We start from the raw sequence: 22,471 nt of genomic DNA, 5'->3' as shown, positions 1-22,471 counted from the left end.
CCTCGAGGGGGAGGGGGACGACGCCGCGGCCGGGTTCGTAGTAGCCAGCTTTGGGCACGGCGACCGGTTCGATGAAAGGCGCATCCTGTCCCGCCAGCCGTGCCAGCCTCCGCACCAGCGCGCTCATATTCGCCGGGCCGCCCTCGCGGAAATAGTCGAGCAGGCCGTCCAACTCCTCGCGCGGCAGCGTCGAGGCTTCGATCAGGCGCAGGTCCTCGTCGCGGCATTCGCCGGGCAGCAGCGCCAGTTTTATGCCGCGTTCGCGGGCGGTCGAGGCGAGCTGGTCGCAGCCGTAGCGCCACCAGTCGTAGCCGCCGAGGATGCGCACGAGGATGATCTTGGCGTGGCGGGCGACGCTGTCGATCCAGAGGTCGACGGACATGGGATGGCGCAGGTCACGAAGTGCGGCCAGCCGCATCGAGGGCAGGCGGCCGGCATCGGCCTTCCAGGCTGCCGCCAGTCCGGCGAGGTCGCTGTCGGTGAAGGACAGCGCCACGATATCCGCCGGCGTCTGCCGCAGATCGACCGGCTCGGCGAGGTCGTCGAGCGAGGTGGATGTCGTGGTGAGGATGTGCATCGCGACCCGTGTCCGAAATCAGCCGGCGAGTATACGCTCGATCGCCGGGCGGTTCAGCCCTTTCAGGCCGATGACGACGAGACGCGAGCGGCGGTCGTCCTGCGCGGTCCAGGCGCGGTCATAGTAATGATTGACGCGCGGCCCGACGGCCTGCAGCAAGAGCCGCATCGGCTTGCCGCCGACTTCGACGAAGCCTTTTACGCGCAGCACGTTCTCTTCTTCTGCGACGATGGCGACGCGCTTTGCCAGCTCGTCCGGATTGGCGATCGAGGCAATGTCGACGATGAAGGTGTCGAAGTCGTCATGCTCGTGGTCGAACGCGCCGTCATGATGGGATTTGCGGTTTTCGATGTCGTCCTCGACGGCGAGACCGAGCCCGAGCAGCACCGAGGGATCGACCTTGCCATGCGACGCCGGCACGATCTTCACGGCGCGGGCGGAGTGTTCGTTGATGATGGCGTTGGCGCGGGCGGTGCCGGCGGCGTCCATCAGGTCGCTTTTCGACAGGATGATCAGGTCGGCGCAGGCGATCTGATCCTCGAACAGTTCTTCCACCGGGTCGTCGTGGTCGAGCGTCTCGTCCCCGGCGCGCTGCGCCTGAAGTGCGTCCATGTCGTTGGCGACGCGGCCTTCGGCCAATGCCGGCCCGTCGACCACGGCGATGACGCCGTCGACTGTGACGCGGCTCTTCACGCTCGGCCATTGAAAGGCCTGGACCAGCGGCTTGGGCAGCGCCAGGCCCGAAGTCTCGATCAGGATATGGTCGACCCTCGGCGTCAGCGACAGGATCTTGTCAAGCGCCGGGACGAAGTCGTCGGCAACGGTGCAGCAGATGCAGCCATTGGCCAGTTCGACGATGTTTTCCTCCGGACAGGTGTCGATGCCGCAGCCCTTCAAAATCTCGCCGTCGATGCCGATGTCGCCGAATTCGTTGACGATGATGGCAATGCGCTTGCCGCCGGCGTTTTCCAGGAGATGGCGGACCAGCGTCGTCTTGCCGGCGCCGAGGAAGCCGGTGACGACGGTGCAGGGAACGCGGGAGAGGTTCGCAGGCGAATCTGGGGCAGTCATGGTCAGTCCTTCAGCAGGTCGAGGGGAGGGATGCGGGCAACGAGGCCGCGCTTCAGGCTATCGGGGCGGCCACGCCAGGGAATGAGACCGTCGGTCGAGGTGGCGAAAAGCTTGGCGCCCGTGACGAGGTCGGCGCCGCTGGTCTCGGTCAGGTCGCCAAAGACATAGCTCCAGCAGCCGTCGCGCAGGATGGCGGCGCTGAGGCGCCGCTTGCAATTGCCAAGGCATTCGACGCTGCGGATGCGGATGTCGTCGCCGGATGCGGCGCGGCGCGTATCCTCCGCCAGCAATTCGCCGGCGCGGGGATGAGCGTCGGAGCCGGTCTCATCGCGACAGGAGGCGCAGACGATGATGGTGACGCCGGCCAAGGCATCATCATGGCCGGACGAAATATCCGCTGTGCCAGCCGAAAAACTGCTGTCGTGGTCCAAAGATCGGGCTCCTTGCCCGGAAACCCGCCGGGCGATCGGATTCTAAAGTCGCAGACGGCAGGTCTCCTGGCTCGCGGGTCATCGCCTTGGGTAGCCGCCTTCCCGGGAACTCCCAGTGGCTTTCGGCCTTGGCTCTTCGCTTACAGTTGCGGGGACAGCCGCGGATTTGGGATTTTGCCCCGCACCGCATTCCCTCTTAGCTCTTGCCGTTGCGGGCAAGAGACCATCTGAACCGGATTTAGGCTTTTGCGGGCGGCGGTGTCAACGCGAGCTTACGACATGGCGATGTCGGCCAGCGCCGGACCCAAATCCCCGGCCGGGGTCACTTCCATGCGCTCAAGACCAAGCCAGCCCTGCATCTGCTTCAATTCCTCGAACAGTTCTGCAGCGGTTTCAGGCGGCGCACCCGGCTCGGCATAGGCCGCATGGACCCGCAGTATGCTGGCCGGACGGTCGGCCTTGAGGTCGACGCGTGCCACGATCCTGTCGCCGAGCAGGAACGGCAGGACATAGTAGCCGTATTGCCGCTTGTCGGCCGGCGTGTAGATCTCGATGCGGTAGTGGAAGTCGAACAGCCGCTCTGTGCGCGAGCGTTCGAAGACGACAGGATCGAACGGCGCCAGCAGGGCGCGGGCGTCGATCTTGCGCGGCAGACGCGCGTCTTTATGAAGATAGGCCAGCTTGTCCCAGCCTTCGACGCGCATCGGCAGCAACTCGCCCGTTTCAACCAGTTCCTCCAATCGGCCTTTCATATCGGCCGGCGACAGGCGGAAATAATCGCGCAAATCGCCTGAAGTCGCCACGCCGTGGGCGCGGGCGGAAATGCGCAGCAATTCGCGGTGCGCGTCCTCAGGCGTGGGCACTGGGAGGTCGAGGACCGCCTGCGGCAGCACGCGCTCGGGCAGATCATAGAAGCGCTCGAACCCGCGACGGTGCGCCGTGGTGATGCGTCCGGCCCAGAACAGCCATTCGAAGGCATGCTTGGCGTGGCTCCAGCCCCACCAGCCGCCCGAGCCTTTCTGGCCTTCGAGCGCGGAAGCGGCGATCGGGCCGCGCTCGGCGACCTGGCGGTGGATCTCCTCGATATAGGCGGCATGTTCGCGGCCCCATTTGGCGAGCCCCAGATACATTTCCTCGCCGCGCTCGGCGCGCTGCATGCGCCAGCGCATCAGCGGGTACGTCTCCACCGGCAGGAAGGAAGCCTCATGCGCCCAGTATTCGAAAACCGTGCGCTTGCGTGTCACCGCGGCATTGTCGAGCAGCGAGAACGGGTAGGGGCCAAGGCGCGAATAGAGTGGCATATAATGAGCGCGCACCACCGCGCTGACGGAATCGATCTGCAGCAGGCCGGTGCGGGAGAGGGTGCGGGCAAAATGCCGGCGGTCGGGCGTGCCGGTCGGGCGGGGATCGAGAAACCCCTGGGCGGCAAGCGCGATGCGACGGGCCGTGGGGAGCGAGATCTTTTCCTTCATGCAGGCATCACTTTGAAGTGTTTTGACCGAGGGTCGAATGGCTGATTCCAACCCATGCTAGCAGGGTTTTGGCGGCATCCATGTCAGGAGAGAAAAGTGGAGTAAAAAGCGAAGGAAATCAAACAGGAGCGGATCGGACCAGTTTGCCGCGATATGCCGTCCAGGTCGGTGTTTTGAACAAGGTTTGACTTGCTTCGCTGGAAGTGCTGCGCTAACCCTCGCCGCGTTGCAGCATAGGCCCTTAAAACGGTTCAGCGGTTAAACTGTCACGCTTCCGCATTAGGGTCCGGTGCTGTAATCAAACTGGATTGGCGCCAACGGAAAGCCGAGCATGAACGCACTCTTGAGCTCATACCTGCCCATCGTCCTGTTCATAGGCGTGGCGCTGGTTGTCGGCCTGGCGCTGCTGGCCGCGCCCTTCCTGGTGGCCTACCGCAATCCCGATCCCGAAAAGCTTTCCGCCTATGAGTGCGGTTTCAACTCGTTCGACGACGCCCGCATGAAGTTCGACATCCGTTTCTACCTGGTGTCGATCCTGTTCATCATCTTCGACCTGGAAGTGGCCTTCCTGTTTCCTTGGGCGGTGTCGTTTTCGAAGATCGGCATGCTCGGTTTCTGGTCGATGATGGTGTTTTTGGCGGTGCTGACCATCGGCTTTGCCTATGAATGGAAAAAAGGAGCGCTGGAATGGGATTGAACGACAGTTCAGGCACCCTCGTCGCGCCGAAGCCCAAGGGTATTATCGATCCCAACACCGGCAGGCCGGTGGGGGAGGACGATCCCTTCTTCCTCGAGATCAACAACGAGTTGGCCGACAAGGGCTTTTTGGTCACTTCGACCGAGGCGCTCATCACCTGGGCGCGCAGCGGGTCGCTGATGTTCATGACGTTCGGCCTCGCTTGCTGCGCGGTCGAGATGATCCACACCTCGATGCCGCGCTATGATTCGGAGCGGTTCGGCGTCGCGCCGCGCGCGTCCCCGCGCCAGTCCGACATCATGATCGTCGCCGGCACGCTGACCAACAAGATGGCGCCGGCGCTGCGCAAGGTCTACGACCAGATGCCGGAACCGCGCTACGTCATCTCGATGGGCTCCTGCGCCAATGGCGGCGGCTACTACCACTACTCCTATTCGGTGGTGCGCGGCTGCGACCGCATCGTGCCCGTCGATATCTATGTGCCCGGCTGCCCGCCGAGCGCCGAAGCGCTGCTCTACGGCATTCTTCTCTTGCAGAAGAAGATCCGCCGCACCGGCACGATCGAACGGTAAATCCATGACCGCATCCCTGAGCGAACTGTCGAACTATCTCGGCGAGAAGCTGATCGGCCGCGTGAACGAGGCTGATATCGCCTATGGCGAACTCACCATCCGCGTCGAGCCGCGCGATCTGGTCGAGGTCATGACCTTCCTGCGCGACGATGCGCGCTGCCAGTTCATCTCGATCATCGACGTCTGCGGCGCCGACTATCCGTCGCGGCCCAAGCGTTTCGACGTCGTCTATCATCTGTTGTCGCCGAAGCAGAATGTGCGCATCCGCGTCAAGGTGCAGGCCGACGAGGAAACCATGGTGCCGTCGATCACCGGCGTCTTTCCCGGTGCCGACTGGTTCGAGCGCGAGACCTACGATCTCTATGGCGTGCTGTTCTCGGGCCATCCCGATCTGCGCCGCCTGTTGACCGACTATGGTTTCGAAGGCCACCCGCTGCGCAAGGATTTCCCGCTGACCGGCTTCGTCGAGGTGCGTTACGACGACGAAGCCAAGCGCGTTATCTACGAGCCGGTCGAACTCAAGCAGGAATTTCGCAATTTCGATTTTTTGTCCCCGTGGGAAGGTACGGATTACGTGCTGCCGGGTGACGAGAAGGCAAAGCAGTAAATGGCTGAAACCTCGGTCCGCAACTTCAACATCAATTTCGGCCCGCAACACCCTGCGGCGCACGGCGTTTTGCGCCTTGTACTGGAGCTGGACGGCGAAGTCGTCGATCGCGTCGATCCGCATATCGGGCTCTTGCATCGCGGCACCGAAAAGCTGATCGAGGCCAAAACCTACCTGCAGGCGATTCCCTATCTCGACCGGCTCGACTATTGCGCGCCGATGAACCAGGAGCACGCCTTCGCGCTTGCCGCCGAGCGCCTGCTCGGCATCGAAGTGCCGAAGCGCGGCCAGCTGATCCGCGTTCTCTACTGCGAAATCGGCCGCATCATGTCGCACATCCTCAATGTGACGACGCAGGCGATGGACGTCGGCGCGCTGACGCCGCCGCTGTGGGGCTTCGTCGAGCGCGAAAAGCTGATGGTGTTCTATGAGCGCGCCTCGGGTTCGCGCATGCATGCCGCTTACTTTCGCCCCGGTGGCGTCCACCAGGATCTGCCGCAGAAATTGGTCGAGGACATCGGCAAGTGGATCGACCCGTTCCTGAAGTCGATCGACGACCTCGATCAGCTGCTGACCGGCAACCGCATCTTCAAGCAGCGCAATGTCGACATCGGCATCGTCTCGCTGGAGGATGCCTGGGCCTGGGGTTTTTCGGGCGTGATGGTGCGCGGTTCGGGCGCTGCCTGGGACCTGCGCAAGTCGCAGCCCTATGAATGCTATTCGGAAATGGATTTCGATATTCCGATCGGCAAGAACGGCGATTGCTTCGACCGCTACCTCGTACGCATGGAAGAAATGCGCCAGTCTGCGAAGATCATGCGCCAGTGCGTCGATCTCCTGCTCGGCAAGGAAAGCACCGGGCCGGTGTCGAACCTCGACGGCAAGGTGGTGCCGCCCAAGCGCCAGGCGATGAAGCGCTCGATGGAAGCGCTGATCCATCACTTCAAGCTCTACACCGAGGGTTATCGCGTGCCGGCCGGCGAGGTTTACGCCGCGGTCGAGGCGCCGAAGGGCGAATTCGGCGTCTATCTGGTTTCCGACGGCTCCAACAAGCCCTACCGCTGCAAGCTGCGCGCGCCGGGTTTCGCGCATCTGCAGGCGATGGATTTCCTCTGCCGCGGCCACATGCTGGCCGACGTCACCGCCGTTCTCGGCTCCCTCGACATCGTGTTTGGTGAGGTCGATCGCTAAATGTCAGTCCGCCGTCTCGCAGAAGCCAGCGTCCAGCCAGCATCCTTCGCCTTCAACCGGGCGAACGCGGCTGCGGCGAAGCAATGGATCAAGAAGTACCCGAAGGGCCGTGAGCAGTCGGCCATCATTCCCTTGCTGATGATAGCGCAGGAGCAGGAAGGCTGGGTGACGAAGGCGGCCATCGAGACGATTTCCGACATGCTCGGCATGCCGCGTATCCGCGGGCTCGAAGTCGCGACCTTCTACACGCAGTACCAGTTGAATCCGGTCGGCACGCGTGCGCATATCCAGGTCTGCGGCACCACGCCCTGCATGCTGCGCGGTTCGGAAGCGCTGATGGATGTCTGCCGCTCCAAAATCCATCACGACCAGTTCCACGCCAACGACAAGGGCACCTTGTCCTGGGAAGAGGTCGAATGCCTTGGCGCCTGCGTCAACGCGCCGATGGTCATGATCTTCAAGGACACGTTCGAGGATCTGACGCCGGAACGCCTGGCTGAAATCATCGATCTCTATGACGCCGGCAAGGGTGCTTCGGTGGAACCGGGGCCGCAGAACGGCCGCACCGGCTCCGAGCCGGCCTCCGGCCTCACCACGCTGAAGAGCGAAAAGGCGATCCTCAAGTCGACCCGCGAAAGGGAGGCCAGGGAGGCCGCCAAGGCCGCCAGGGCGGCGCCCGACGCGATCATCGCGGCGCCTGTGCCGGGGCCGGCCGCGGCCCCTGTCGCACCGTCCAACACCAGCAAGCCGAAGACCGACGCCCCTGAAACCAGCCCGGTATTGAAGACGCCTTCAAAAACCAAGGTCGCGCCGGCGGTTGAAAAGGCGGCGAGCGTTGCCGCGCCGCTGCATTCGGCCGCCAACGCCAACAAGGCGGACTCCAAGGTCGAGCAGGTTTCCAAGCAGCGCAGCGGTCCGATAACCAAGGCCGAGCCGGCATCCGCCTTCAAGGCGCCTGAGGTCAAGGTGCCGGCGGCCAAGCCGGCCAAACCGTCGCTCGGGGACAAAAACCGTCCGGCCGGAATCGATAAACCGGCACAGGTCGACGACCTCAAGCTGATCTCCGGCGTCGGCCCCAAGATCGAGGGCATCCTGCATACGCTGGGCATTTTCACCTTCGCGCAGGTCGCGTCGTGGAAGAAGGCCGAACGCGAGTGGGTGGATGGCTATCTCTCTTTCCAGGGCCGCATCGATCGCGACGACTGGGTCAAGCAGGCCAAGGCGCTCGCCAAGGGTGGCGTCGCCGAATACATCCGCGTCTTCGGCAAGAAGCCGGTCTGAGGGACGAAAAATGCTTCAGGACAAAGACCGCATCTTCACCAATATCTACGGCCTGTTTGACAAGTCGTTGGCCGGCGCGATGGCGCGCGGCGCTTGGGACAACACGCCCGGCATCGTTGCCAAGGGGCGCGAGTGGATCGTCAACGAGATGAAGGCGTCGGGCCTGCGCGGCCGCGGCGGCGCCGGCTTCCCGACGGGCCTCAAATGGTCATTCATGCCCAAGCAGAGCGATGGCCGGCCGAGCTATCTCGTCATCAACGCCGACGAATCCGAGCCCGGCACCTGCAAGGACCGCGACATCCTGCGCAACGACCCGCACACGCTGGTCGAGGGCGCGCTGCTTGCCGGCTTCGCCATGGGCGCGATTGCCGCCTACATATATGTGCGCGGCGAGTTCATCCGCGAGCGCGAGGCGCTGCAGCGCGCGATCGAGGAAGCCTATGAGGCCAAGCTGATCGGCAAGAACAACACGTCCGGCTACGATTTCGACATCTACATGCACCACGGCGCCGGAGCCTATATCTGCGGCGAGGAGACAGCACTCCTCGAAAGCCTCGAAGGCAAGAAGGGCCAGCCCCGGCTGAAGCCGCCATTCCCGGCCAATGTCGGCCTCTATGGCTGCCCGACCACGGTCAACAATGTCGAATCGATCGCGGTCGCGCCGACCATCCTGCGCCGCGGTGCGGCCTGGTTCTCGTCCTTCGGCCGGCCCAACAATGTCGGCACCAAGCTGTTTTGCATCTCCGGCCACGTCAACAATCCGTGCACGGTCGAAGAGGCGATGTCGATTCCGTTCCGCGAACTCATCGAGACGCATTGCGGCGGCATTCGCGGTGGCTGGGACAATCTCTTGGCGGTCATACCGGGCGGCGCCTCTGTGCCGCTGGTGCCGGCGGAGCAGATCATCGACACGCCGATGGATTTCGACGCGCTGCGCGACCTCAAATCCGGCCTTGGAACCGCGGCTGTCATCGTCATGGACAAGTCGACCGATGTCGTGAAGGCGATCGCGCGGCTTTCCTACTTCTACAAGCACGAGAGCTGCGGCCAGTGCACGCCATGCCGCGAAGGCACCGGCTGGATGTGGCGGGTGATGGAACGGCTGGTGCGCGGCGAGGCGCAGAAGCGCGAGATCGATATGCTGCTCGACGTCACCAAGCAGATCGAGGGCCATACGATCTGCGCGCTTGGCGACGCGGCGGCATGGCCGATCCAGGGACTGATGCGGCATTTCCGCGGCGAAGTGGAGCGGCGCATCGACGAGTTTTCGCGCAATGCGCACCGGGCCGAGCCTGTGATGGTGGCGGCGGAATAGAAGAATGTTTACGCGGGCGGAAGTCCGCAGCGAAGGGCGGGGCGAACGAAGAAACGACCAGGAGAACTCTATGGCGCCGTATTCGAACCCGCTGATGCCCAATTTGGACCAGATCGAGAAGATGAACCAGGACTTGACCAGGATGATGCCGAAGGAGATGGCTAGCGCCGTCAACCTTTTCGTGCATCCTGTGGCGGGTGCAGCGGCGATGTCGGCGCTTGGCGTCGGGCTCGCCAACCATGCTTTCGGCGTCTGGCTGGGCGCGCTTTCAGGTGCGGCAGAAGCCTCGCAGCGGCTGCTGCAGCCGATCGTCGATGATTTCGAGGCGCGCGTCGCGCAGTTCGAAGATCCAAGTCCTTCCTCCACCAAGGCACGGGCGACGGCGAAAACCATGATCGCCGAGGCGCAGTCCTTCGCCCGGGAGGTCACCGATATTGCCGCCAAGGAAGCCGCCACTGCCGTGCCGGCCGCAAACGCCGCTCCGGCGACAAGCGGCGCCGGCGATGCGCTGATGCCCGATGATTTCAGGCAGCCCAACGCCATGGAGAAGCCGGCCATTCCGGCAGATCTCAAGGCCATCTCGGGCATCGGGCCGAAGCTGGAAAAGGTTCTCAACGGCCTCGGTATCTGGACGTATGCCCAGATCGCGGCATGGACGCCGCAAGAGGTTGCCTGGGTCGAGGACTATCTGTCGCTCGGCGGCCGCATCGGCCGCGACGATTGGAAAACCCAAGCGGCGGCGCTCGCCGTCAAGAAGTGAATGAAGTGCCCGACGTGGTCTCGACCGCGTCCGGAAAAAGAGATTGCGGGAACTCCGCAGGGGTTTGAGGCGAATGGCAAAGCTCAAGGTCGACGGGAAAGAGATCACTGTACCCGACCACTACACGCTGCTGCAGGCGGCGGAAGACGCTGGCGCGGAAGTGCCGCGCTTCTGCTTCCATGAGCGGCTGTCGATCGCCGGCAATTGCCGCATGTGCCTGATCGAGGTGAAGGGCGGGCCGCCCAAGCCGCAGGCGTCCTGCGCCATGAACGTGCGCGACCTGCGTCCCGGCCCGAATGGCGAGGCGCCGGAAATCTTCACCAACACGCCGATGGTCAAGAAGGCCAGGGAAGGCGTGATGGAGTTCCTGCTGATCAACCATCCGCTGGATTGCCCGATCTGCGACCAGGGCGGCGAATGCGACCTGCAGGACCAGGCGATGGCGTTCGGCGTCGATTCCTCGCGCTATCACGAGAACAAGCGCGCGGTCGAAGACAAATACATCGGACCGCTGGTGAAGACGGTGATGAACCGCTGCATCCACTGCACGCGCTGCGTCCGCTTCACCACCGAAGTCGCCGGCATTTCCGAACTGGGCCTGATCGGCCGCGGCGAGGATGCCGAGATCACCACCTATCTCGAACAGGCGATGACGTCGGAGCTGCAGGGCAATGTCATCGACCTTTGCCCGGTCGGCGCGCTGACCTCGAAACCGTTCGCCTTCCAGGCGCGGCCGTGGGAGCTGACCAAGACCGAATCCATCGATGTGATGGATGCGGTCGGCTCGGCGATCCGTGTCGATAGCCGGGGCCGCGAAGTGATGCGCATCCTGCCGCGCGTCAACGAGGCGGTGAACGAGGAGTGGATCTCCGACAAGACCCGATTTATCTGGGACGGCCTGCGCACGCAGCGTCTCGACCGCCCCTATGTGCGCAAGGACGGCAGGCTGGTTGCCGCCAGCTGGGCCGAGGCCTTCGCCGCGATCAAGGACGCGGTATCGAAGACGGCGCCCGAAAAGATCGGCGCTATCGCGGGCGATCTTGCCGCCGTCGAGGAAACCTATGCGCTCAAGCTGCTGATGGCTTCGCTCGGCTCGAAGAATACCGATTGCCGCCAGGACGGCGCCGCACTCGACCCGGCGCTCGGCCGGGCGAGCTATATCTTCAACCCGACCATCGAAGGCATCGAACAGGCCGACGCGGTGCTGATCATCGGCGCCAACCCGCGCTATGAAGCTTCGGTGCTCAACGCCCGGATCCGCAAGCGCTGGCGGATCGGCAACCTGCCGGTCGCCGTCATCGGCGATGTCGGCGATACCCGCTACGACTACGAACAGCTGGGCGCCGGACCGGATTCGCTGAAGGATTTGGCCGACGGCAACGGCAAGTTCTTCCAAGTGCTGAAGAAGGCGACACGCCCTCTGATCATCGTTGGCCAGGGCGCGCTGGCGCGTGCCGATGGCGCGGCCGTGCTCGGACAGGCGGCCAAGCTCGCCGCCGCCGTAAACGCTGCCCGCGCCGACTGGAACGGCTTTGCCGTGCTGCACAACGCGGCCGGACGTGTCGGCGGCCTCGACCTCGGCTTCGTGCCGGGCGAGGGCGGCAGAAACGTTGCCGGCATGCTGGGCGAAATGGAGCTCTTGTTCCTGCTCGGCGCCGACGAGATCGACATGGCCAAGACCGGCGGCGCCTTCGTCGTCTATATCGGCACGCATGGCGACCAAGGCGCGCACCGCGCCAATGTCATCCTGCCGGCGGCCGCCTACACGGAAAAGTCGGCCACCTATGTCAACACCGAAGGGCGTGTGCAGCAGACCAACCGCGCCGGCTTCGCGCCGGGCGAAGCGCGCGAGGACTGGGCGATCCTGCGGGCGCTGTCGGATGTGCTGGGCAAGAAACTGCCGTTCGATTCGCTGCCGCAGCTGCGCGCCAAGCTCTATGGCGAATACCCGCATCTGGCCCGTATCGACCAGGTCGCGGCGGGCAATGCCGAGGACATCGCCGGGGTGGCGAAGCTCGGCGGGCGGCTGAACAAGGGTACCTTCACCTCGCCGGTGACGGATTTCTACCTGACCAACCCGATCGCGCGGGCATCGGCCGTGATGGCGGAATGCTCGGCACTGGCCAAGAGCGGCTTCAAGCAGGCGGCGGAATAAGCATGGACACTTTCTTCTCCTTCTACGTGCTGCCGGCGCTGATCATTCTGCTGAAATCGGTCGTGCTGATCGTTATCCTGCTGATTTTCGTTGCCTACATCCTCTACGCCGACCGCAAGATCTGGGCGGCGGTGCAACTGCGCCGTGGCCCGAACGTCGTCGGCCCCTGGGGCACGCTGCAAGCTTTCGCCGATCTGCTGAAATTCGTCTTCAAGGAGCCGGTCATCCCGTCCGGCGCCAACAAGGGCGTGTTCCTGCTGGCGCCGCTGGTCTCGGCCGTGCTGGCGATCTCGGCCTGGGCGGTCATTCCGGTCAATCAGGGCTGGGCGATCGCCAACGTCAATGTCGGCATCCTCTATGTCTTCGCCATCTCCTCGCTTGAGGTCTATGGCGTGATCATGGGCGGCTGGGCCTCCAACTCGAAATATCCGTTCCTCGGCGCGCTGCGTTCGGCCGCTCAGATGGTGTCCTACGAGGTCTCGATCGGCTTCGTCATCGTCACCGTTCTGCTCACCGCCGGCTCGCTCAACCTCACCGATATCGTGCTGTCGCAGCATGATGGAATTGGTACGCGGCTTGGCCTGCCCAACACCTTCCTCGACTGGAACTGGCTGGCGCTGTTCCCGATGTTCATCATCTTCTTCATCTCGGCGCTGGCCGAGACGAACCGGCCGCCCTTCGATCTGGTGGAAGCCGAATCGGAACTGGTCGCCGGCCACATGGTCGAATATTCGTCGACGCCGTTCCTTTTGTTCTTCCTCGGCGAGTATGTCGCCATCGTGCTGATGTGCGCGCTGGCCACCATCCTGTTCCTCGGCGGCTGGCTGCCTCCGTTCGACTTCGCGCCGTTCACCTGGGTGCCGGGTGTCATCTGGTTCGTGCTGAAAGTCTGTTTCGTGTTCTTCGGCATCTCCATGGTGAAGGCCTTCGTGCCGCGCTACCGCTACGACCAATTGATGCGGCTTGGCTGGAAAGTGTTCCTGCCGATCTCGCTGTTCATGGTGGTCGCCACAGCGGCCTTCCTCAAGATCACGGGGTTTGCGTGATGTCCGCTCTTTCCCAAGCCGCCAAATCGCTGCTGCTGCAGGATTTCGTCAGCGCCTTCTTCCTGTCGATGCGCCAGTTCTTCGCGCCGAAGGAGACGATCAACTATCCGCACGAGAAGGGGCCGACCAGCCCGCGCTTCCGGGGCGAGCATGCGCTGCGCCGCTATCCCAATGGCGAGGAACGCTGCATCGCCTGCAAATTGTGTGAGGCGATCTGCCCGGCGCAAGCCATCACCATCGAGGCCGGCCCCCGCCGCAACGACGGCACGCGCCGTACGGTTCGCTACGACATCGACATGGTGAAGTGCATCTATTGCGGCTTCTGCCAGGAAGCCTGCCCGGTCGACGCCATCGTCGAGGGGCCGAATTTCGAATTCGCGACGGAGACGCGCGAGGAACTCTACTATGACAAGGACAAGCTGTTGGCGAATGGCGACCGGTGGGAGCGCGAACTGGCGCGCAACATCTCGCTGGACTCGCCCTACCGCTGATATTTGACGCATGGGCGGGGCAGGGGCCTCGTCCAGAGGATGATCCCGAAAAGTTGCGGACTTTTCGGACCAGATCATGCTCCGGAATACAGAGTGGGCCCATGTTTCTTTCGATCGGGCCTTTCAACCCGATCGGAACATGGGCTAGGACAACGCGGCTTTGGAACCGGAGGCGGAACCAGGCCAGAGACAACAAACAGGACGAGCGTCCTGTTCGTACAGGAACCCGGGGGATCCCCAATGTTGAGTGGACTAGAGGCGGCCTTTTTCTACCTCTTCGCCTTTGTCGCGGTGGCGTCGGCGTTCATGGTCATTTCGTCGCGCAACCCCGTGCATTCGGTGCTGTTCCTGATCCTGACCTTTTTCAACGCCGCCGGCCTGTTCATGCTGACCGGGGCCGAGTTCCTGGCGATGATCCTGCTCGTCGTCTATGTCGGCGCGGTGATGGTGCTGTTCCTGTTCGTCGTCATGATGCTCGACGTCGATTTCGCCGAGATGAAGGAAGGCGCTCTGCAATATGCGCCGATCGGCGCGCTGGTCGGGCTGATCCTGGCGGCGGAGCTGATCGTCGTGCTCGGCGGCTACACTTTCGCGCCGCAGCTCGCCTCGACGGTCTCCAAGCCCATTCCGGATCTCGCCACGCGAACAAACACGGCCGCACTCGGCGACATCCTCTATACGGACTACCTCTACTATTTCCAGATTTCGGGCCTCGTGCTGCTGGTCGCCATGATCGGCGCCATTGTGCTGACGCTGCGCCATAAACCAGGCGTCAAGCGGCAGTCGATCGCAGCCCAGGTCGGCCGCACGCCGGCGACCGGTATGGAAATCCGCAAGGTCAAGACAGGCGAGGGACTCTGAGATGGTTGTCGGCATCGCGCATTATCTGACCGTATCGGCTGTTCTGTTCACGCTCGGCGTGTTCGGCATCTTCCTGAACCGCAAGAACGTCATCGTCATCCTGATGTCGGTCGAACTGATCCTGCTGGCGGTCAACATCAATTTCGTCGCCTTTTCGGCGGCACTGGGCGATCTGGTCGGCCAGGTGTTCGCGCTGTTCGTGCTGACGGTCGCGGCGGCCGAAGCCGCCATCGGACTTGCCATTCTCGTCGTCTTCTTCCGCAACCGCGGCTCGATCGCGGTCGAAGACGTGAACATGATGAAGGGTTGACGGAACCACCATGTATCAGGCCATCGTCTTCCTTCCCCTGCTCGGCTTCCTGATCGTCGGCCTGTTCGGCACGTCGCTCGGCGCCAAGGCGTCCGAATACATCACCTCCGGTTTCCTGGTGATCGCGGCGGTGCTGTCGTGGGTCGCTTTCTTCACCGTCGGTTTCGGCCATGGCGAGGTGTTCACCGTGCCGGTGCTGCGCTGGATACAGTCGGGTGGGCTGGAAGCGTCCTGGGCGCTCCGGATCGACACGCTGACGGTGGTCATGCTGGTGGTGGTCAACACCGTCTCGGCGCTGGTTCACATCTATTCGATCGGCTACATGCACCACGATCCGAACCGGCCGCGCTTCTTCGCCTATCTGTCGCTGTTCACCTTCGCCATGCTGATGCTGGTGACATCAGACAATCTGGTGCAGATGTTCTTCGGCTGGGAAGGGGTGGGCCTCGCCTCCTATCTGCTGATCGGCTTCTGGTACAAGAAGCCGTCGGCCAATGCCGCGGCAATCAAGGCCTTCGTCGTCAACCGCGTCGGCGATTTCGGCTTCGCGCTCGGCATTTTCGGCCTGTTCGTGCTGTTCGGCTCGGTCAATCTCGGCACCATCTTCGCCAATGCGGCAACGTTCATTCCGGCCGAAGGCGCCCCGCACGGCGCCGCGGTGCTGACCTTCCTCGGCTATGCGCTGGACAAGCAGGCGGCCATGACGATCGTCTGCCTGCTCCTGTTCATGGGCGCCATGGGCAAGTCGGCGCAAGTGCCGCTGCACACCTGGCTGCCGGATGCCATGGAAGGCCCGACACCGGTTTCCGCGCTGATCCATGCCGCCACCATGGTGACGGCCGGCGTGTTCATGCTGGCACGGCTGTCTCCGCTGTTCGAACTGTCGCATTCGGCGCTGACTGTGGTGACCTTCATCGGTGCCTTCACGGCCTTTTTCGCGGCCACCGTTGGTCTCGTCCAGAACGACATCAAGCGCGTCATCGCCTACTCGACCTGCTCGCAGCTCGGCTACATGTTCGTGGCACTCGGCGTCGGCGCCTATGGCGCGGCGATCTTCCACCTGTTCACGCATGCCTTCTTCAAGGCGCTGCTGTTCCTCGGCTCGGGCTCGGTCATCCATGCCGTGTCCGACGAGCAGGATATGCGCAAGATGGGCGGCCTCAGGAAGCTGATCCCGACCACCTACTGGATGATGGTGATCGGCACGCTGGCGCTGACCGGCGTCGGCATCCCGGTGACGGTCATCGGTACCGCCGGCTTCTTCTCCAAGGACGCCATCATCGAAAGCGCCTTTGCCGGCCACAATGCGGTTGCCGGCATGGCCTTCGTGGCTCTGGTCGTCGCCGCCTGCTTCACCTCCTTCTACTCCTGGCGGCTGATCTTCATGACCTTCCACGGCAAGCCGCGGGCGAGCCATGAGGTGATGCACCATGTCCATGAATCGCCGCCGGTGATGCTGGTGCCGCTGTTCATCCTGGCCGCGGGCGCGCTGTTTGCCGGCGTCATCTTCCACGGTGCCTTCATCGGCGAGGGCTATGCCGAGTTCTGGAAGGCATCGCTGTTCACATTGCCTGACAATCACATCCTGCACGACATCCACGAATTGCCGCTGTGGGTCGAACTGTCGCCCTTCATCGCCATGCTGATCGGCTTCGCGCTGGCCTGGAAATTCTACATCCGCTCGCCGGAAATGCCGGTCAACCTCGCCGCGCAGCATCGCGGGCTCTACGCCTTCCTGCTCAACAAGTGGTATTTCGACGAGCTCTACGACTTCCTGTTCGTGCGGCCCGCCAAGCGCCTCGGCCATTTCCTGTGGAAGACCGGCGACGGCACCATCATCGACGGCCTTGGCCCGGATGGCATTGCGGCGCGCGTCGTCGATGTCACCGACCGCGTCGTCAAGCTGCAGACCGGCTATCTCTACCACTACGCCTTCGCCATGCTGATCGGCGTTGCCGCACTCGTCACCTGGATGATGCTCTGATGACCGCCTGGCCAATCCTCTCGCTGGTCACCTTCCTGCCGCTGGTTGGTGTGCTGCTTATCCTGTTCATCAATGACGACAGCGAAAATGCACGCCGCAACATCCGCGCCATCGCGCTGTTGACGACGACTTTCACGTTCATCATCTCGCTGTTCATCTGGACCGGATTCGACAATTCGCAGTCCGGCTTCCAGTTCGTCGAGAAGGTCGCCTGGCTCGACTCCGGCATTTCCTACCATATGGGCGTCGACGGCATCTCGATGCTGTTCGTCATCTTGACGACGTTCCTGATGCCGCTCTGCATCCTGGCGTCGTGGGAATCGATCGAGAAGCGCGTGAAGGCCTACATGATCGCCTTCCTGCTGCTCGAAACGCTGATGATCGGCGTGTTCTGCGCGCTGGACATCGTGCTGTTCTACGTCTTCTTCGAAGCCGGCCTGATCCCGATGTTCATCATCATCGGCGTCTGGGGCGGCAAGCGGCGCGTCTACGCCTCGTTCAAGTTCTTCCTCTACACGCTCGCCGGCTCGGTGCTGATGCTGCTCGCCATCATGGCGATGTTCTTCCAGTCCGGCACAACCGACATCCCGACGCTGCTGACCCACAACTTCCCGGCCAACATGCAGACATGGCTATGGCTTGCCTTCTTCGCCTCCTTCGCGGTGAAGATGCCGATGTGGCCGGTGCACACCTGGCTGCCCGACGCGCACGTCGAGGCGCCGACGGCGGGCTCCGTCATCCTGGCCGGCATCCTGTTGAAGATGGGCGGGTACGGTTTCCTGCGGTTCTCCTTGCCGATGTTCCCGCTGGCGTCGGAAATGTTCGCGCCGCTGGTGTTCGCGCTGTCCGTCGTCGCCATCATCTACACCTCGCTGGTGGCGCTGATGCAGGAAGACATGAAGAAGCTGATCGCCTATTCGTCGGTTGCTCATATGGGCTTCGTCACCATGGGCATCTTCGCCATGAACCAGGAAGGCGTGCAGGGCGCGATCTTCCAGATGCTCAGCCACGGCCTCGTCTCCGGCGCGCTGTTCCTGTGCGTCGGCGTCATCTACGACCGCATGCACACACGTGAGATCGCGGCCTATGGCGGCCTGGTCAACAACATGCCGAAATACGCCACGGTGTTCCTGATCTTCACCATGGCCAATGTCGGCCTGCCCGGTACCAGCGGCTTCGTCGGCGAGTTCCTGACCATGCTCGGCGTGTTCCGGGTCAACACCTGGGTGGCGTTCTTCGCCGCCACCGGCGTCATCCTGTCGGCCGCCTACGCGCTCTGGCTCTACCGCCGGGTGATCTTCGGTGCGCTGACCAAGGACAGCCTGAAGGGCCTGCTCGACCTGTCGCTGCGCGAGAAGGTGATCATCTACCCGCTGGTCGTTCTGGTCATCTTCTTCGGCGTCTATCCCGCCCCGGTCTTCGACGCGACGGCCGAATCGGTCAAGTCGCTCGTCACCAATGTCACTGCATCCATCGGCGCCGCGCAGACCGCGGCGGCGAACTGACCAGAGGTTTTGCGAACCATGACGCCGGACCTTCTCTCCAGCCTGTCGCTCTCGACGCCAGAGCTGATCCTTGCCGTCGGCGCGCTGGCGCTGCTGATGGTCGGAGCCTATTCGCGCGCCAACACGGCCAACACGGTAACCGGCCTTGCGGTGGCCGTGCTGGCGATCGCAGGCGCCTGGCTGATCTTCCGGACCGGGCAGGGCAGCGCTTACGGCAATGCCTTCATCCAGGATTCCTTCGCCCGCTTCATGAAGGTGCTGGCGCTGGTCGGCTCGGCGGTGACGCTGGTGATGTCGATGCGCTTTGCCAAGGCTGAACGCTTCGACAAGTTCGAATATCCGGTGCTGATCCTGCTGTGCACGCTCGGCATGATGCTGATGATCTCCGCCAATGGCATGATCGGGCTCTATCTCGGCCTCGAACTGCAATCGCTGGCGATCTACGTGCTGTGCGCGATCAACCGCGACAATCTGCGTTCGACTGAGGCTGGCCTCAAATATTTCGTCCTCGGCGCGCTGTCCTCGGGCATGCTGCTCTATGGCATCAGCCTGGTCTATGGCTACACCGGCAACACCGGCTTCCAGGAGATCGCTTCTGCGCTCGGCAGCGGCGAGCGCCAGCTTGGCCTCGTTTTCGGCCTCGTCTTCGTGCTGGCCGGCCTGGCCTTCAAGATCTCGGCGGTGCCGTTCCACATGTGGACGCCAGATGTCTATGAGGGCGCGCCGACACCGGTGACGGCCTTTTTGGCGGCAGCACCCAAGATGGCGGCGATGGCGCTTATGGTGCGCGTCACCATGGGTGCGTTCAAGCCGATCGCCGCAGACTGGCAGCAGATCATCGTCTTCATCTCGATCGCCTCGATGGCGCTTGGTGCTTTCGCCGCCATCGGCCAGACCAACATCAAGCGGCTGATGGCCTATTCCTCGATCGGCCATATGGGCTACGCGCTGGTCGGCCTTGCCGCCAACAGCCAGGCCGGCGTGCGCGGCGTTGCCATCTACATGTTGATCTATCTGGTGATGACGCTCGGCACCTTCGCCTTCATCCTCGCCATGCGGCGCAAGGAAGGCAATGTCGAGCAGATCAGCGACCTGGCCGGCCTGTCGTCGACCAATCCTATCATGGCGACGATCCTGACCATCCTGATGTTCTCGCTGGCCGGCATTCCGCCGCTCGCCGGGTTCTGGGGGAAATGGTACGTCTTCCTCGCCGCCATCAACGCCAATCTCTATGCGCTGGCGATCATCGGCGTGCTGGCCTCGGTGGTGGGCGCCTATTACTACCTGCGCATCATCAAGATCATGTGGTTTGACGAACCGGTCGGCGGCTTCGTGCCGATGGCGACGGAATTGCGTGTCGTGCTCGGCGTCTCCGGCGCCTTCGTGCTGTTCTACGTGCTGATCGGCGGGCCGATCGGCACCTATGCCGAAGCCGCCGCCAAGACGTTTTTCTAGTCGGCATGGCATTTCGGCTGGCTCCAACCTCGGCGTCGGAAGGGTTCCGGCTCGAGGCGCATGAGAGCGTCGGCTCCACCAATGGGCTGGCACTGGACCACGCAAGGGCAGGCGACCCCGGCAGATTGTGGGTCGTTTCCAAGAAGCAGGAAAGCGGGCGTGGCCGGCGCGGCCGCGTCTGGGCGACCCCCGAAGGCAACCTCGCGGCGACGCTGCTCGTCATCACCAAGGCGGAGCTTCGCCTTGCCGCGACGCTGGGCTTCGTCGCCGGACTGGCGCTGGCCGATGCGCTCGACGCCGTGGTGCCGAAGGGCCGGATCGCCATCGGCCTCGACGGCGGCAGCGAAGGAAAGAACCGTTTCGAACTGAAATGGCCGAACGACGTGCTCGCCTCCGGCGCCAAGCTGGCCGGCATCCTGCTGGAATCGGCAATCCTGGAAGGCGGCCGTTTCGCGGTGGCGGTCGGCATCGGCGTCAATGTGGTGGCATACCCCGAGGATTTGCCCTATCCCGCAACATCACTCAGCGCGCTGGGCGCGGCATGCGATGCGGAAACGCTGTTCCTGGCGCTGTCGGATGCATGGAGCGAGAATGCCCGATTGTGGGACGAGGGGCGCGGACTTGCCGCCGTCAGGCGACGCTGGCTTGATCGTGCTGCGGGGCTCGGCGGCGAAGTTGCTGTCAGAATTGACGGTAATGTGGTGCGTGGGGTGTTTGAGACCATTGACGAGGACTGCCGTTTCGTGATCCGCGACGATGAAGGTTCGGTTCGGACGATCGCCGCCGGCGATGTGCATTTCGGCGCGGTCGCTTCGGCCAGGGCATAGGGCCGTTCATGAACGGTTCTAACTGTTTGTTTTTGCGCAACTCCGGTGGGAAAACCGTTACACACTTTTCCCGGAATTGCTTTTTAGGCTTGGCCTGAGGGCCAGGAAGGGAAAAATCATGGCGAAAGCGGAAAACGCCGAACTCGTCTTCGTGCCGCTCGGCGGCGTCGGCGAGATCGGCATGAACTTCGCTCTTTACGGCTACGGGCCGCCCAATGCGCGCGAATGGATCGTCATCGATGTCGGGGTGACCTTCCCCGATGCCAGCCTGCCGGGCGTCGACCTTGTGCTGCCCGACACGCGCTTCATCGAGGAGAACCTCGCCAATCTGCGCGGCATCATCATCACGCATGCGCATGAAGACCATTATGGCGCGCTGCTCGACACATGGCCGAAGCTGAAGGCGCCGGTCTGGATGACGCCGTTCAGCGCCGGCCTGCTGGAGGCCAAGCGGCAAGGCGAGCAGGGCGCGCCGAAAATACCGGTGACGATCTACCGGGCGGGCGAGAAATTCACCGTCGGCCCGTTCGAGATCGAAGCCATTCCGGTCGCGCACTCGATTCCCGAGCCGATGTCGCTGGCCATTACCTCGCCGGCCGGCACCGTCATCCATACAGGTGACTGGAAGATCGATCCGGAGCCGACGATCGGGCCGAAGACCGACGAGGCGCGTTTCCGCGCCTATGGCGACAAGGGCGTTCTGGCGCTGATCTGCGATTCGACCAATGCGCTGCGCGAAGGTGAGTCGCCTTCCGAAGTGGCTGTGGGCGAGGGCCTCAAGGGCGTCATCCAGGCTGCCAAGGGCCGTGTCGCCGTCACCACATTCTCCTCCAATGTCGGACGCATCGTCTCGATCGCCAAAGCGGCGCGCGATGCCGGACGCCAGTGCCTGGTGCTTGGCCGTTCGCTGAAGCGGGTCATCGATGTGGCCGGCGAACTCGGCTACATGGAAGGTCTGCCGGAGTTCATCGCCGAGGAGGATTTTGGTTTCATCCCGCGCGAGAACCTGGTCATCATCTGCACCGGCAGCCAGGGCGAGCCGCTGGCCGCACTGGCCAAGCTGTCGCGCGAAGAGATGAAGTCGGTGTCGCTGACGGCAGGCGACACGGTGGTGTTTTCCTCGCGTACCATTCCCGGAAACGAGAAGGCGATCCTCGAGATCAAGAACCGCCTCATCGACCTCGGCGTCAAGATCATCGAGGACGGCGATGCACTGGTGCATGTCTCCGGCCATCCGCGGCGCAGCGAATTGCGCAAGATGTATGAATGGGTGCGCCCGCAGATCGGCGTTCCCGTGCATGGCGAGGCGGCGCATCTGGTGGCGCAGGGCTCGCTGATGTCGACATCGGGCATCGGCCAGGTGGCGCAGGTGCGCGACGGCGACATGCTCAGGCTTGCTCCCGGCCCAGCCACCATCATGGATCAGGTGCCGTTCGGCCGTATCTACAAGGATGGCAGACTGATCGGCACCGATCAGGCGATGGGCATTCGCGACCGGCGCAAACTGTCCTTTGCCGGCCATGTGGCGGTCAATGTCGTCCTGGACGACAAATATGAGCTTGCCGGCGACCCCGACCTGGTCGCCATCGGCGTCGCCGAGGCCGATGGCCGTGGCGAGTCGCTGGAAGATCTGATGATCGATGCGGCAATCGGCGCGGTGGACTCCATCCCCCGTCAGCGCCGAAAAGACCTCGACCTGGTGCAGGAAGCAGTGCGGCGCGCCGTGCGCGGCGCCGCCAACGAAGCCTGGGGTAAGAAGCCGCTGGTGACTGTATTCGTCACAAGATGACGAGAGGGAGTACGGGAGTAGGGGAGTAGGAAGAGCAAACAGCTGACATATCTGTCTTTTCCCCTACTCCCCTA

The 22,471-nt window shown here is 63.2% G+C and carries 20 protein-coding genes, 1 pseudogene and 1 riboswitch; of the genes and pseudogenes, 17 read left to right on the top strand and 4 right to left on the bottom strand.

The window, feature by feature from the left end:
• The 4 genes and pseudogenes from EOB80_RS29795 to EOB80_RS29780 form a co-directional block, all read right to left on the bottom strand.
• A pseudogene (locus EOB80_RS29795) lies at positions 1-577 on the bottom strand (cobaltochelatase subunit CobN); the annotation flags it as partial.
• 18 nt (positions 578-595) lie between these two features.
• Positions 596-1,648: a cobalamin biosynthesis protein CobW gene (cobW, locus tag EOB80_RS29790; RefSeq protein ID WP_127331492.1), complete on the bottom strand. Its 1,053-nt coding sequence runs from the start codon at positions 1,646-1,648 to the stop codon at positions 596-598.
• Between the two features lie 2 nt (positions 1,649-1,650).
• Positions 1,651-2,079, bottom strand: coding sequence for a DUF1636 family protein (locus EOB80_RS29785; RefSeq protein WP_127322371.1), 429 nt, complete (start codon positions 2,077-2,079; stop codon positions 1,651-1,653).
• Between the two features lie 38 nt (positions 2,080-2,117).
• A riboswitch (cobalamin riboswitch) is annotated at positions 2,118-2,322 on the bottom strand.
• Positions 2,323-2,351: 29 nt separating this feature from the next.
• On the bottom strand, positions 2,352-3,551 hold the full coding sequence (locus EOB80_RS29780) for a winged helix-turn-helix domain-containing protein (RefSeq protein WP_127331490.1): 1,200 nt from the start codon (positions 3,549-3,551) through the stop codon (positions 2,352-2,354).
• 331 nt (positions 3,552-3,882) lie between these two features.
• Here EOB80_RS29780 and EOB80_RS29775 point away from each other — a divergent pair, with 331 nt between their 5' ends.
• From EOB80_RS29775 to EOB80_RS29695, 17 genes are all read left to right on the top strand, one after another.
• A complete protein-coding gene (locus EOB80_RS29775) occupies positions 3,883-4,248 on the top strand; it encodes an NADH-quinone oxidoreductase subunit A (RefSeq protein ID WP_010910112.1) in 366 nt (121 codons plus the stop codon).
• On the top strand, positions 4,239-4,820 hold the full coding sequence (locus tag EOB80_RS29770; RefSeq protein WP_013531090.1) for an NADH-quinone oxidoreductase subunit B: 582 nt from the start codon (positions 4,239-4,241) through the stop codon (positions 4,818-4,820). Before EOB80_RS29775 ends, EOB80_RS29770 begins: the two co-directional genes overlap by 10 nt.
• Positions 4,821-4,824: 4 nt before the next feature.
• Positions 4,825-5,427, top strand: a complete 603-nt coding sequence (locus tag EOB80_RS29765) for an NADH-quinone oxidoreductase subunit C (protein WP_127331488.1) — start codon at positions 4,825-4,827, stop codon at positions 5,425-5,427.
• Entirely contained in the window at positions 5,428-6,618 is a 1,191-nt protein-coding gene (locus tag EOB80_RS29760; RefSeq protein ID WP_127331486.1) for an NADH-quinone oxidoreductase subunit D, read from the top strand.
• The gene (locus tag EOB80_RS29755) at positions 6,619-7,899 is read left to right on the top strand and encodes an NADH-quinone oxidoreductase subunit E (protein WP_127331484.1); all 1,281 of its coding nucleotides are present in this window, start codon (positions 6,619-6,621) and stop codon (positions 7,897-7,899) included.
• Positions 7,900-7,909: 10 nt separating this feature from the next.
• The gene (gene nuoF / locus EOB80_RS29750; RefSeq protein WP_127268495.1) at positions 7,910-9,214 is read left to right on the top strand and encodes an NADH-quinone oxidoreductase subunit NuoF; all 1,305 of its coding nucleotides are present in this window, start codon (positions 7,910-7,912) and stop codon (positions 9,212-9,214) included.
• A gap of 70 nt (positions 9,215-9,284) precedes the next feature.
• Complete coding sequence (locus EOB80_RS29745; RefSeq protein WP_127331482.1) at positions 9,285-9,974, top strand: NADH-ubiquinone dehydrogenase; 690 nt, start codon at positions 9,285-9,287, stop codon at positions 9,972-9,974.
• 73 nt (positions 9,975-10,047) lie between these two features.
• Complete coding sequence (gene nuoG / locus EOB80_RS29740) at positions 10,048-12,129, top strand: NADH-quinone oxidoreductase subunit NuoG (RefSeq protein WP_127331480.1); 2,082 nt, start codon at positions 10,048-10,050, stop codon at positions 12,127-12,129.
• 2 nt (positions 12,130-12,131) lie between these two features.
• Entirely contained in the window at positions 12,132-13,175 is a 1,044-nt protein-coding gene (gene nuoH, locus EOB80_RS29735) for an NADH-quinone oxidoreductase subunit NuoH (RefSeq protein WP_027034808.1), read from the top strand.
• On the top strand, positions 13,175-13,666 hold the full coding sequence (gene nuoI / locus EOB80_RS29730; RefSeq protein WP_023812382.1) for an NADH-quinone oxidoreductase subunit NuoI: 492 nt from the start codon (positions 13,175-13,177) through the stop codon (positions 13,664-13,666). The genes nuoH and nuoI overlap by 1 nt, the downstream gene beginning before the upstream one ends.
• A 240-nt stretch (positions 13,667-13,906) precedes the next feature.
• On the top strand, positions 13,907-14,527 hold the full coding sequence (locus EOB80_RS29725; protein ID WP_127267204.1) for an NADH-quinone oxidoreductase subunit J: 621 nt from the start codon (positions 13,907-13,909) through the stop codon (positions 14,525-14,527).
• A gap of 1 nt (position 14,528) precedes the next feature.
• Entirely contained in the window at positions 14,529-14,837 is a 309-nt protein-coding gene (nuoK, locus tag EOB80_RS29720) for an NADH-quinone oxidoreductase subunit NuoK (protein ID WP_010910101.1), read from the top strand.
• Between the two features lie 10 nt (positions 14,838-14,847).
• Positions 14,848-16,821, top strand: coding sequence for an NADH-quinone oxidoreductase subunit L (gene nuoL, locus EOB80_RS29715; protein ID WP_127331478.1), 1,974 nt, complete (start codon positions 14,848-14,850; stop codon positions 16,819-16,821).
• Positions 16,821-18,326, top strand: a complete 1,506-nt coding sequence (locus tag EOB80_RS29710; RefSeq protein ID WP_127331476.1) for an NADH-quinone oxidoreductase subunit M — start codon at positions 16,821-16,823, stop codon at positions 18,324-18,326. Before nuoL ends, EOB80_RS29710 begins: the two co-directional genes overlap by 1 nt.
• A gap of 18 nt (positions 18,327-18,344) precedes the next feature.
• On the top strand, positions 18,345-19,781 hold the full coding sequence (nuoN, locus tag EOB80_RS29705) for an NADH-quinone oxidoreductase subunit NuoN (protein WP_127331474.1): 1,437 nt from the start codon (positions 18,345-18,347) through the stop codon (positions 19,779-19,781).
• 5 nt (positions 19,782-19,786) lie between these two features.
• On the top strand, positions 19,787-20,608 hold the full coding sequence (locus EOB80_RS29700; RefSeq protein WP_127272307.1) for a biotin--[acetyl-CoA-carboxylase] ligase: 822 nt from the start codon (positions 19,787-19,789) through the stop codon (positions 20,606-20,608).
• A gap of 118 nt (positions 20,609-20,726) precedes the next feature.
• Positions 20,727-22,397: a ribonuclease J gene (locus tag EOB80_RS29695; protein WP_127331472.1), complete on the top strand. Its 1,671-nt coding sequence runs from the start codon at positions 20,727-20,729 to the stop codon at positions 22,395-22,397.
• Positions 22,398-22,471 lie beyond the last annotated feature (74 nt).

Origin of the sequence: Mesorhizobium sp. M7A.F.Ca.MR.245.00.0.0 (genome assembly GCF_003997415.1) — a bacterium.
In the GTDB taxonomy this organism is placed as follows: domain Bacteria; phylum Pseudomonadota; class Alphaproteobacteria; order Rhizobiales; family Rhizobiaceae; genus Mesorhizobium.
The sequence above is the reverse complement of the archived record's forward strand: the minus strand, read 5'-3'. Positions and strand labels throughout refer to the sequence as shown.